The sequence below is a fragment of the Methylobacterium sp. ARG-1 genome (genome assembly GCF_001262595.1).
Lineage (GTDB): Bacteria > Pseudomonadota > Alphaproteobacteria > Rhizobiales > Beijerinckiaceae > Methylobacterium > Methylobacterium brachiatum.
On the sequence record NZ_LHCD01000037.1, the window covers coordinates 20724 to 32791 of the forward strand.

Genomic DNA, 12068 nt, shown 5'->3' on the forward strand with positions numbered 1-12068 from the left:
TCGGCGGCCCTGTAAAACGCCTACACTTCCCGCGCGGCCCAGCGTGGATGGATCCCACGGAGACGACTTTGGACGCCATCGATCTGAAGATCCTCGCCTTATTGCAGGCGGACGCGACCCTCTCCATCGCGGCGATCGGCGAGCGCGTCGGTCTGTCTCAGACTCCGTGCTGGAAGCGCATCCAGAAGCTGGAGGCCGACGGCGTGATCGACCGGCGGGTCGCGGTGCTGGACCCGGTCAAGCTCGGCCTGGGGCTCACGGTGTTCGTCTCGATCGAGACCGCCGACCATTCCCAGGAATGGCTGCAGCGCTTCGCTGCGACCATCTCGGCCATGCCGGAAGTGCTGGAATTCTACCGGATGGCCGGCGACGTGGATTATATGTTGCGCGTCGTGGTTGCCGACATGCAGGCCTATGACAGCTTCTACAAGCAGCTTATCGCGGTGCTGCCGTTGAAGAACGTCACCTCGCGATTCGCCATGGAGAAGGTCAAGTCCACCACAGCCCTGCCGCTGCCGGCCCCGCCCAAGACCGGACGCCATCTCCCTGGCACCGCCCCGGTCCTCGCCGTCGTTGGAGAATGATCTTCTCTTTTATTGCGGCGCAACGAATGCAATATCCTAGTTCAGGCGCGTTCTGCAAAAAGAACGTTTTCGATTGACACCGGCCTCGTAGGCCACGACATGGTCCCCTGATGGCACGCCAGAATCTCCTTCCGCGCACCGCCCCGTTCGGCGACGGCGAGCGCGCCAGCCTCGATGCCGTGCTCGGCAGCGCGACCCCCGTGCAGCGCGCGTGGCTCGCGGGCTTCCTGGCGGGCCTCGACGCCGCCGGGGGCCAGCCGGCCGCCGTCCCGGCCGCCCCGCCCAAGGCCGCCGAGCCGCTGACGATCGTCTACGCCAGCGAATCGGGGAATTCCGAGGCGCTGGCCGGCAACGTCGCCAAGCTGGCGCGCAAGCAGGGCTTCAAGCCGAAGGTCTTGGATTTCTCCGATCTTGACGTCGCGACCCTGCCCAAGGCGGGCAAGCTCGTCGCCATCGCGGCCACCTGGGGCGAGGGCGAGCCGCCGGCCCGGGCCGTGCGCGCCTACGGCGAGCTGATGGGGGAGGGCGCCCCGCGCATCGACGGCGTGGAATTCGCCGTCCTGTCCCTGGGCGACACCTCCTACGCGGAGTTCTGCGCCATCGGGAAGGCGCTCGACGCGCGCTTCGAGGCCCTGGGCGGCAAGCGCGCCGCCGAGCGCGCCGACCTGGACCTCGATTTCGAGAAGCCGGCCGCCGACTGGATCAAGAACACCCTCAAAGCCCTCGCGCCGGCCGAGACGCCCGACAACGTCGTGGCGGTGGATTTCGCCCGCGCCGCCGCGGGCGAGGACGACGATGCCGAGCCGAGCCGCGAGCCGCTGGTGGTCGAGGTCGTCGAGCACGTGAACCTCAACTCCTCGCGCTCGGACAAGGAGACGATCCACCTCGCGCTCGCCTTCGAGGACGGGGCACCCGCCTACGAGCCCGGCGATTCGCTGGAGATCTTCCCCGAGAACGACCCGCAGCTGGTGGACGAGATCCTGGGCGCCGCGGGCCTGTCGGGCGACGAGGCCCTGCGCAAGGCGCTGCTCGCCGAGCGCGACATCACCACCCTGTCGGCCGCCACGATCGAGCGCTTCGTCAAGGCGACCGGCCACGCGGACGCGCAGAAGCTGATCGACAGCGGCGAGGCCCGGGCCTGGATCGAGGGGCGGCACCTGATCGACCTGCTCGCGACCTTCCCGGCCACGCTGACCGCCGAGCACCTCAACACCATCACCCGGCCGCTGCCGCCGCGCGCCTACTCGATCGCGTCCTCGCGTAAGGAAGTGGGCGACGAGGTCCACCTCGCTATCGTGGCGGTGCGCTACGAGGGCCATGGGCGGGCCCGCTCGGGCGTCGCTTCCGTGCATGTCGCCGACCGGATCCGGGACGGCGCCAAGCTGCGGGTGCGGCTGAAGCCGAACCGGCATTTCCGCCTGCCGCAGGATCCGGCCACCGATATCATCATGGTCGGCCCCGGCACCGGCGTCGCGCCGTTCCGCGCCTTCGTGCAGGAGCGCCGCGCCATCGCGGCGCCCGGCCGCTCGTGGCTGTTCTTCGGCGACCGCCACTTCCTGCACGACTTCCTGTACCAGCTCGAATGGCAGGAGGCCCTGGAGGACGGCTCGCTGACGAAGATCGACGTGGCCTTCTCCCGGGACCAGCCGGAGAAGATCTACGTGCAGGACCGGATCACCCACAACGCCAAGGAGCTGGTCTCCTGGCTGGAGGGCGGTGCCCATTTCTACGTCTGCGGCGATGCCAAGCACATGGCCAAGGACGTGCGGGCCGCGGTGGTGCGGGCCTACGAGACCGCCAAATCCTTGAGCCCGGCCGATGCCGAGGCGCAGGTTGCGGCTCTGGAGCGCAGCCACCGCTACCAGCAGGACGTTTACTAGACGGTAGGCCGACGCAGCACGGGTCGGTCCGGGTTTCCAGAGGGCGTGTCGCCCTTTGGCGGGTTGTCAGGGCGGAGCCCTGATGCGTCGGGGGAGCCCGACGGCGGGGCTCGGCCTCGCACCCGCAAAAGGTCCCGGACCTTTGAGACCAGGATGTGTGACGATCCCGCCCGTCCAGGGGGCGGGGACGCAGTCAAGACTTTGGAAGTGATCCCATGGACGACCACAGCCCCCGCGACGACGCCCCGGCCCTGGCTCCGACCCCGGCTCCCCGCGTCTACGAGACGCCGCCCAAGGACCGGCCGATCACCGATGCCGAGGCGGCCCGGGCGGCCCAGCTCGCCGCCAACGAGCACATCAAGATCGCCAGCGGCTATCTGCGCGGCGGCCTGGCCGACGGCCTGCTGAAGCACGCCACCGGGGCGATCTCCGAGGATGACGGGCAGCTCGTGAAGTTCCACGGGATGTACATGCAGGACGACCGCGACCTGCGCCCGGAGCGGACCAAGAAGAAGCTCGACAAGGCCTACAGCTTCATGATCCGCCTGCGCATCGCCGGCGGCGTGATCAGCCCCAAGCAGTGGCTGGCGCTCGACGACATCGCGGTCACCTACGCCGGCGGCGCCCTGCGGGCGACCACGCGCCAGACCTTCCAGTATCACGGCGTGATCAAGTCGAACCTCAAGCGCACGATGGCGGCCATCGACGCGGCGCTGCTCGACACGATCGCGGCCTGCGGCGACGTGAACCGCAACGTCATGGCGGCGACCAACCCGGCCCAGGTCGGCGCCCACAAGGCCGCCCACCGGCTCGCCAAGGACATCTCGGACAGCCTGCTGCCGAAGACCAGCGCCTGGCGCGAGATCTGGCTCGACGGCGAGCGCGTGGTCGGCGGCGAGGAGGACGAGGTCGAGCCGGTCTACGGCCGCACCTACCTGCCGCGGAAGTTCAAGATCGTCGTGGCGGTGCCGCCCTCCAACGAGGTCGACATTTTCGCCCACGATCTCGGCTTCATCGCCATCCTGGACAAGAAGAACCAGGTGACCGGCTGGAACGTCACCGTGGGCGGCGGCATGGGCATGACCCATGGCGAGCCCGACACCTTCCCGCGCACCGCCGACGTGATGGGCTTCGTGGCGCCCGAGGACGCCATCAAGGTCGCCGAGGCGGTGATGACCGTCCAGCGCGACTGGGGCAACCGCAAGAACCGCAAGAACGCCCGGTTGAAGTACACGATCGAGCGCTACGGCTTGGACGCTTTCCGGGCCGAGGTGGAGACCCGGATCGGCAAGACGCTCGGCGCGCCGAAGCCCTTCACCTTCACCAACAACGGCGACCGCTTCGGCTGGACCGAAGGCGATGACGGCCGCCACCACCTGACGCTCTACATCCCCTCCGGCCGGATCAAGGATTACGAGGACGGCCCGCAATTCCTCACCGGCCTGCGCAAGATCGCCGAGGTGCATGAGGGCGATTTCCGCCTCACCGCCAACCAGAACGTGATCATCGCCAACGTCCCCGGGGCCAAGCGCGCCGCGATCGAGGCCCTGGTCGACCAGTACGGCATCACCAAGGGCGCGGGGGCGCTGCGGCGCAACTCCATCGCCTGCGTGGCGCTGCCGACCTGCGGTCTCGCCTTGGCCGAGAGCGAGCGCTACCTGCCGAGCCTGATGACCGAGCTGGAGGAGAGCCTCGCCACGCACGGGCTCGCCGAGGAGGAGATCACGATCCGCTCCACCGGCTGCCCCAACGGCTGCGCCCGCCCGTTCATCGCCGAGATCGGCCTCGTCGGCCGCGGCCCCGAGCGCTATCACCTCTATCTCGGCGCCGCCTTCGACGGCTCGCGCCTGGGCAAGCTCTACAAGGAAGACGTCGCGGCCTCCGACATCCGCGACACGCTGGATCCGCTCTTTGCCGACTTCGCCAAGGGCCGGAAGCCCGGCGAGCATTTCGGCGACTACCTGATCCGGGCCGGCCACGTCGCCCGCACGGTGAACGGGCCGGATTTTCACGACCGGACCGGCGCCCTTAAGCCGGTCGGCCACGCCTGAGCCGATACGGCTCCGGAGCCGGGGCGGCACCCTCGGCTCCGAACGGGCGGCCTTTCGGGGTCGTCCGGCCGCTCCGGGGGAGAGCGGGCGGAGTGGTCCAGGGCGACGCCTCGAACCGGACGGCCGCACTTCATCTGCGTTGACGCGGCGGCCGCGAAGCCAGAATTCGGAAACCATATCGGCTCACGGCCGCCTCCTGAGAACGAACGTTCATTGACGCGAGAATGAGCGTTCATTACGACGGAGAGGCAAGCAGGAGTGAGCCATGGCTCTGTCGCTCGAAGGCCGTTGGTCCGATCTGGATGAGGACCGGTTCGATCCGTCCGGTACGGGTGCCACGCGTCGCCTCACGACCCTTCGGGCGTTCTGCACCCCGGCGAACCTCACCTTCGCCGCCGTGCTGGTCCTCGCCTGGATGGCGCTGATCAGCTGGACCGGGGCGGGCCCGAAGGGCTGGCAGGCGCGCCTCTGCGCGGATCTGAGCCAGACGGCCCAGGCCTGCGCTGCCACTGGCTCCGCGAAGGACCAGAGCCGCGTCGCCGCGGTCGCGCAGTTCGCCCCGTGACCGTCACGGCGAGCGCCGAGGCGCGGCGTGAGCACATCCTGGACGCCGCCGAAGCCTGCTTCGTGCGCAACGGCTTCCACCGCACCACCATGCAGGACCTCGCCCGCGAGGCCGCGATGAGCCCGGGCAACTTCTACCGCTACTTCGAGTCCAAGGAGGCCCTGGTCGTCGGCCTGGTCGAGCGCGAGTGCGCGCGCGGTGCCGAGCGCGTCGCCGAGATGGAGCGCAGCGGCGACCGGCGCGGCGCCCTGCTCGACATCATCGCGCGGTACTTCGTGTCGGTCACCCGCGTGGCCGCGGTGCTGCGCATGGAGATCTGGTCCGAGGCCACCCGCAACCCGGCCATCGCCGACCTGACCGCGCGGACCGAGGCGGAGACCCGCGACTGGTTCACCGCGACCTTCGCGGCGCTGGCCACCAGCCCGGATTGCGATCCGGACCATCTCTACGCGCTGCTCGCCCCGCTGATGAAGGGGATCCTGGTCAGCCGTGCGATCCTACCCGATTATGACCCGGCCCCCGCGGTGGCCCAGCTCCACACCCTGCTGGAGACCGGCCTCGACGGCCGCCTGCCGCGCGCCATCCGCGCCGGGCCGCGGATCACCGCGCTCGCCTGAGCGGCCCCGGGCCCGATCGCCCCACCATCGAGGCCGACTCGGACGCCCCCCGAGATCGCGCGCCCGGTCGCGGCGCGCGGTAGGCCGGCCGGCCTGCAATCCCCCCCCTCATGCAGGCCGGCCAGCTGCACCCAGCCGCACGACGCGCCCCCCCCTTGCCGGAGTGACCTGCGCCCACCGCCGATTCGAACAGCGTCGCTGTTCCGGTGGGATCCGGACCGCGGTGACGGCCCGGATCCATGCCTGGACGTGCACCCATCGCAGCCGCGCACGTTAAAGTAGGCATATCCAGTCGAATTTGAAGTTATTCCAATGACACTATGTGACATGCCGGTCACGTTTGATGAGATCCTGCGCCCCTGAGCGCAGCACTTACAATCAAGCATTGAAGCGGAACCGCGATCGTACTCAAGGATCGAAGCGCCCCGAGGCGACGATCTTCTTGAGAACGACTAAAAACTATGCCGCAGGGTTACGAAAACCGGATTTTTGCTGCAAGGACCGGACGGATTTCTTTCGCGTACACGCCGCCCGGACTGGCAATCACCCTGCTTCTGGCATCGACGACTGTCGTTCACGCACAATCCAATGCTGTTCAGAACGAGGTCGTCCTCTCGGAACTGAGCGTCACCGGCACCGGCCCGGCCGTAGAGCGGGCGGACAGCCCGGTCGTGGGCTACCGCGCTACGCGCTCGGCGACCGCGACCAAGACCGACACGCCAGTGCGCGACTCCCCGCAATCGATCAACATCGTCCCGCGCCGTGTCATCACCGATCAGCGGGACACGCGCCTGACCGATGCGGTCACCAATGTCAGCAACGTCGTTCTCGGCAGCACCGTCCAGGGACGGTCGCAGAACTTCCTCATCCGCGGATTCAACACGCAGGTCTTCGCCGTCGATGGCGTGCTGGTCGATCCGGCGATCAACTTCACCCCGGTCACGCGGGACCTCGTGGATGCCGAGCGCGTCGAGGTGATCAAAGGCCCGGCCTCCATGCTGTTCGGCCGGGGCGACCCCGCCGGCGTGGTCAACATCGTGACCCGCCGGCCCACGCTGGAGCCCACCGCGGAGGCGAGCGTCCAGGGCGGCAGCTTCGGCTTCCGGCGCTTCGAAGGCACCGTGTCGAGCGCGCTGCCCGCCGTCGAGGGTCTCGCCGCCCGCCTCAGCTTCGCCGCGCAGGAGGACCCGACCTTCCGCAATTTCGGCGGTGACACCAACCGGCGCGTCTTCGTGGCGCCGGCTGTCAGTTGGACGCCGAGCGCCGACACCCGGGTCTACGTCAATTCGAGCTTCACGAACCAGCATACCCAGTACGACGAAGGGTTGACGGCGTTCCGGGGCCGCGTGCCCCTCGACAATATCGGCCGGTATTACGGCGAGCCGAACTCGCGATACGTCGGCGAATTCAACACGATTACGATGCGGGCCGAGCACGACGTCAACGAGAACCTGATGCTCCGGCAGGTCGTCAGCGGGCAATGGGGCACGTTCAACGTGTTCGCGGCCCGCGCCCTGGACGTCAACGATGCCGGTACGCTGCTGACGCGACGCGAGGCCACGGTCAATTCGCGGTTCGCCGCGGTCGACACGCAGTCCGAGGCGGTGATGAAGTTCGAGACCTTCGGCCTCGCCCACACCGCGCTGCTCGGCATCGAATATTCCAATGGCTTCCGGCACGCTTTGTCGATGATGGGGAATCTCGCACCGGTCAGCTTCCTGAACCCGACCTTCGGCGCGGCCTTCCAGCCCCTCAGGTTTCAGGCTGACCTGAAGCAGAAACTCGACCTGTACGGGTTCTACGCGCAGGATCAGATCGTGCTGGCGCCCGGATTGCAGCTCGTGGTCGGGGCTCGGTTCGATCTCGGGACTCAATATTACTTCAACCGCGTGCCGGCCTCGAAGACCCAGCCGCCCGAGGGGGACCTGTTCAACGCTTCGCCGCGGGTCGGTTTGATCTACCGGCCGTTCGAGCCGGTGACCTTCTACGCGAGCTACGCCACCTCCTTCCTGCCGCAGACGGCGAACATCCTGAACGTGGCCAACCCGGATCCCAGCGCGGGCGAGCAGGTCGAGGCGGGCACCCGCGTCGATCTCACGCCCGGGCTGACCCTGAGCGCGGCCGCCTTCCGGATCACCCGCAACAATGTCGCGGCCGTCGATCCCAAGAATCCCGGCTTCTCGGTCATCACCGGCCAGCAACAGGCGCAGGGTGTCGAAGCCGATCTGGCGGGCGAGATCCTGCCCGGCTGGAACATCATCGGCAGCGTCGGCCTCCTCGACGCGCGGATCACCAAGGACGCGACCTTCGCGGTCGGCAACCGGCTGACGGGCGTACCGGTGTTCAGCGGCAGCCTCTGGACGACCTACGAGGTCCAGCAGGGCGCGCTCCGCGGGCTCGGGCTCGGGTTCGGCATCACCCATGTCGGCCAGCGCTACGGCGACCTCGACAACAGCTTCAAGGTCGGCGCCTATAACCGCGTCGACGCGCTTGTGTATTACGATTTCGACGCCCATTGGCGTCTGTCGGTCAACATGCGCAACCTGACGAACGCCCGCTACATCGAGGCGCCGACCAACGCCACCAACAACACGCCCGGCGCGCCCTTCACGGTGCTGGCGACGATCACCGCGCGGCTCTGAGCGGGTGGTCGGGCTTCGCCCGATGGGCCAGGGCTCTGCCCTGGCGACCCGCCAAAAGGCTCAGCCCTTTGGGATCCCGTGCCCCCGGGCTCGACGATCTCCGCCGCGGGTGGCTCTCAGGAATTGGCCTCGCGCAGGCTCGCCGCTCGGGTCTCCGGCCGGCGCCGGGTCGCCGCGCGGCGGCGCAGGACGTAGAGCGTCAACCCGGTAGCCGCGAAGCCCGGCATGGCGAGGGCCGCGAGGCAGAACAGCAGCGCGAACAGGTCGCCGAAGAACCGGCCGCGGTGGACCTCCAGGATGTTGTCCATGAGGCGCCGCCCCAGCGGCGTGCCGGCGGCGTGCTCGGTGGCGAGCAGCGCCCCCGTCGCGGCGTCGTAGCGCGCCTCGTTGCGGGCGCTTAAGGCGTCGACGCCCCGGGGCAGCCAGCGGATGCGGATCGCCTTCGTGTCGGCCCCCGGCAGGGTGAGGATCACGAGGCCGGCCTCCCGCCCCTCGCCGGCCCGGAACGCCGCCCAGGCCCGGTCGAGGGCGGGCTCGGACCCGGCCTCCGGCGCCGGGGGCGCCTCCCGGCTTCCGGCCCTGCGGGCGGGCTTCGTTCGCTCCGGCGTCCCGGCGAGCAGCCAGGTCACCCCGTCCTTGAACGACGGGTAGGACCAGGTCAGGCCGGTCAGCGCGATGACCAGGTAGACCGGCGTGAGCCAGGTCCCGGCTACGGCATGCAGGGACCACCAGCGCGGCCGGCCGGGCCGGGACAGGCTCGGCTTCAGCCAGATCCGCCAGCGATGGACCTTGGGCCAGCGCAGGTAGAGACCGGTGGCCAGGAACACGATCAGCGCCAGGGTGCAGAGGCCCGTGATGGTCCGGCCCCAGCCCTTGGACCCGCCGGGGAGCAGCAGCCAGCGGTGCAGGTCCCGCACCGTCGTGAACGCCGCCTCGAGCCGCACCGGCCCGAGCACCGCGCCGTCATAGGGGTCGGCATAGACCGAGGGCGGCCGCGTGCGGGTCTCGGGATCCCGGGCGAAGCGCACGAACACGCTCGCCTGCGGGTGGTCCGACAGGGTGAGGACGTTCACCCGGCGGCCGCCCGCCTGGGCATCGATCCGGGCGGCGAGGGCCGTGGGGGCGAGCGGCACCCGGTCCCCCGCCTCGACCCGCGTCCGGTCGCGGTTGGCGAAGGCGGTGATCGCCTCCTCGTAGCTCATCAGCGCCCCGGTCACGCCCATGAGGGCGAGTACGAAGCCGGCGGTGAGGCCGAGCGCCCAGTGCAGGCGGAAGAGAACGGTCCGAGGAGCGGGAATCGGCAGCGTCATGGCAGTGCCGGATGCCTAGCAGAGTCCGGCCGCGCATGCGACGCCCCGCCGCACGCACCCGGGCTTCAGGTGATCGGCGCCGGGTTGAACAGGGTCAGGTCGTTGAACAGGCCCCAGCGGTCGGACCAGGGCTGCGTGCGCCCGCTCGCCACGTCGAGGATCAGGTGGAACAGCTCCCAGCCGACCTGCTCGATCGTGGCTTCGCCGCTGGCGATGCGGCCGGCATCGAGGTCGATCAGGTCGGACCAGCGCTCGGCGAGCTCCGTGCGGGTCGCGACCTTGATCACCGGGGCCTGACTGAGACCGTAGGGCGTGCCGCGGCCGGTGGAGAACACCTGCAGGGTGATGCCCGAGGCGAGCTGGAGCGTACCGCAGACGAAGTCGCTCGCCGGGGTCGCGGCGAAGATCAGCCCCTTCTCGCGCACCCGCTCGCCGGGCGCCAGGACCCCGGAGATCGCGCTCGTGCCGGACTTGGCGACCGAGCCCAGGGCCTTCTCGACGATGTTGTTGAGGCCGCCCTTCTTGTTGCCGGGCGACGGGTTGGCCCGGCGGTCGGCCTCGCCCTTGGCGAGATAGGCATCGTACCAAGCCATCTCGCGGATCAGGGCCTGGGCGACCTCCGGATTTTTGGCCCGCGGGGTCAGAAGGTGGATCGCGTCGCGCACCTCCGTGACCTCGGAGAACAGCACGGTGCCGCCGCAGCGCACGAGCAGATCGGCCGCGAAGCCGAGCGCCGGGTTGGCGGTGACACCCGAGAAGGCGTCACTGCCGCCGCATTGCAGGCCGACCACGAGTTCGGAGGCCGGGCAGGTCTCGCGCCGGCGCCGGTTCAGCACCGCCAGGCGGGCTTCCGCCATGGCCAGGATGCTGTCGAGCATCGCGGAGAAACCCTGGTGGCGCTCGTCCTGGAGGCGGACCACCCCGTCCCCGGCCGCGCCGCCATCGGGCAGCAGCCGCTCAGAGACGAGCTTCTCGCAACCGAGCCCCACCACCATGACCTCGCCACCGAAATTCGGGTTCTGGGCCAAGCTCTGGAGGGTCCGGATCGGCACCACCGCCTCGGGGGCGTTGATGGCGACGCCGCAGCCATAGGCGTGGGTAAGGCCGACCACGTCGTCGACATTGGGAAAGCGCGGCAGCAGCTCCTGCTTGATCCGCCGGATCGCCACGTCGAGGGTGCCGGCGACGCATTGCACGCTGATCGAGATCGCCAGGATGTTCTTGGTGCCCACCGACCCGTCCGGGTTGCGGTAGCCCTCGAAGGTGTAGCCCTCGAGCGGGGGCAGGGGGGCCGGCACCCGGGTGGCCAGCTCCAGCGCGTCGAGGGCGGGGGCGACCGGGGTCGCGACCCGGGATTCCTCCACCCAGGCACCCCGCGGGATGTCCTGCGTGGCGATGCCGACCACCTCGCCGTAGCGGCGCACTTCCCCACCCTCCGGGATGTCACTGAGCGCCACCTTGTGACCCTGCGGCACGAACTCGGTGAGCCGCAACCCGTTCGGGAAGGTCGTGCCGGCGGGCAGCCCGAAGGCGTTGACCACGATCGCGACATTGTCGCGCGCGCTCAACCGGATCGTGCGCGGCACGTCCCCGGCCGGGCGCTCGCGGATCGCGCTGTCGGTCTCGGCCTCCATCGGGTGTTCCTCGCTCAGCCTTCGGTGCGGAAGCGACCGGCCAGCGCCTCGGCGTTGCGCGCCAGCAGCCCCAGATCCGAGCCGACCGCGGTGAACCGGGTGCCGGCCGCGATATAGCGCTTGGCCAGCTCCTCGCTCGGCGTGAGGATGCCGGCATGCTTGCCGGCCTGCACGATCCGGCCGACCGCGTCCGCGATGGTGCGGACCACCTCGGGATGGCCCTGCTGGCCGAGATAGCCGAGGCTGGTGGAGAGGTCGCCGGGCCCGATGAACACGCCGTCCACGCCCTCGACGGCGGCGATCGCGTCCAGATTGTCGAGGGCGCGGCGCGACTCGACCTGCACGATCACGTAGATCTCGGCCTCGCAGCGCGTGTGGTAGTCCGGGATGCGGCCGAACCGGGCGGCCCGGGGCGCCTGGGAGAAGCCGCGGATGCCGCGGGGCGCGTAGCGCGTCGCCGCCACGACCCGCTCGGCCTGCGCGGCATCGTCGATATTGGGGATCATCAGCGATTGCGCGCCGGCATCCAGGATGCGCTTGATGGTGATCGGATCGTCGCTCGGCACCCGCACCACCGGGTTGGTGGCGTTCTCCATCATCGCCTGAAGCTGGACATAGATATCCCGCAGGTCGTTGGCCGAGTGCTCCATATCGAGGAGCAGCCAGTCGAACCCGGCGCCGGCGACGATCTCGGTGGAGATCGGGCTGGCTAGGCTGCACCACAGGCCGATCTGCTGGCGCCCCTCGCCGAGGGCGGCCTTGAAGCGGTTGGTGAGTCTGTCCAT

General features: G+C 69.5%; 9 protein-coding genes. 6 read left to right on the forward strand and 3 right to left on the reverse strand.

From position 1 onward, the window contains the following. Positions 1–68: 68 nt before the first annotated feature. From AKJ13_RS25005 to AKJ13_RS25030, 6 genes are all read left to right on the forward strand, one after another. Positions 69–584 carry an Lrp/AsnC family transcriptional regulator gene (locus AKJ13_RS25005; protein WP_039902897.1) on the forward strand — a complete coding sequence of 172 codons (516 nt, stop codon included), beginning with the start codon at positions 69–71 and terminating at the stop codon, positions 582–584. Positions 585–694: 110 nt separating this feature from the next. Beyond that, positions 695–2464, forward strand: coding sequence for a flavodoxin domain-containing protein (locus AKJ13_RS25010; RefSeq protein ID WP_050735754.1), 1770 nt, complete (start codon positions 695–697; stop codon positions 2462–2464). A gap of 215 nt (positions 2465–2679) precedes the next feature. Then, positions 2680–4515: an NADPH-dependent assimilatory sulfite reductase hemoprotein subunit gene (locus AKJ13_RS25015; RefSeq protein WP_050735755.1), complete on the forward strand. Its 1836-nt coding sequence runs from the start codon at positions 2680–2682 to the stop codon at positions 4513–4515. 265 nt (positions 4516–4780) lie between these two features. Then, the gene (locus tag AKJ13_RS25020) at positions 4781–5080 is read left to right on the forward strand and encodes a hypothetical protein (protein ID WP_050735756.1); all 300 of its coding nucleotides are present in this window, start codon (positions 4781–4783) and stop codon (positions 5078–5080) included. Then, complete coding sequence (locus tag AKJ13_RS25025; protein ID WP_050735757.1) at positions 5077–5697, forward strand: TetR/AcrR family transcriptional regulator; 621 nt, start codon at positions 5077–5079, stop codon at positions 5695–5697. The genes AKJ13_RS25020 and AKJ13_RS25025 overlap by 4 nt, the downstream gene beginning before the upstream one ends. Positions 5698–6368: 671 nt before the next feature. Next, entirely contained in the window at positions 6369–8339 is a 1971-nt protein-coding gene (locus AKJ13_RS25030; protein ID WP_244471722.1) for a TonB-dependent siderophore receptor, read from the forward strand. A gap of 116 nt (positions 8340–8455) precedes the next feature. On the opposite strand, the gene AKJ13_RS25035 is transcribed toward AKJ13_RS25030, so the two are convergent. The 3 genes from AKJ13_RS25035 to AKJ13_RS25045 all read right to left on the reverse strand — a co-directional run bounded on the left by AKJ13_RS25035 (position 8456) and on the right by AKJ13_RS25045 (position 12068). Further along, positions 8456–9649, reverse strand: coding sequence for a PepSY-associated TM helix domain-containing protein (locus AKJ13_RS25035; RefSeq protein ID WP_050735759.1), 1194 nt, complete (start codon positions 9647–9649; stop codon positions 8456–8458). A 65-nt stretch (positions 9650–9714) separates the two neighbouring features. Next, positions 9715–11283 (reverse strand): galactarate dehydratase, encoded by a 1569-nt coding sequence (gene garD, locus AKJ13_RS25040; RefSeq protein ID WP_050735760.1) that lies wholly within the window; start codon positions 11281–11283, stop codon positions 9715–9717. Positions 11284–11297: 14 nt separating this feature from the next. Continuing rightward, positions 11298–12068: an HpcH/HpaI aldolase/citrate lyase family protein gene (locus AKJ13_RS25045; RefSeq protein WP_050735761.1), complete on the reverse strand. Its 771-nt coding sequence runs from the start codon at positions 12066–12068 to the stop codon at positions 11298–11300.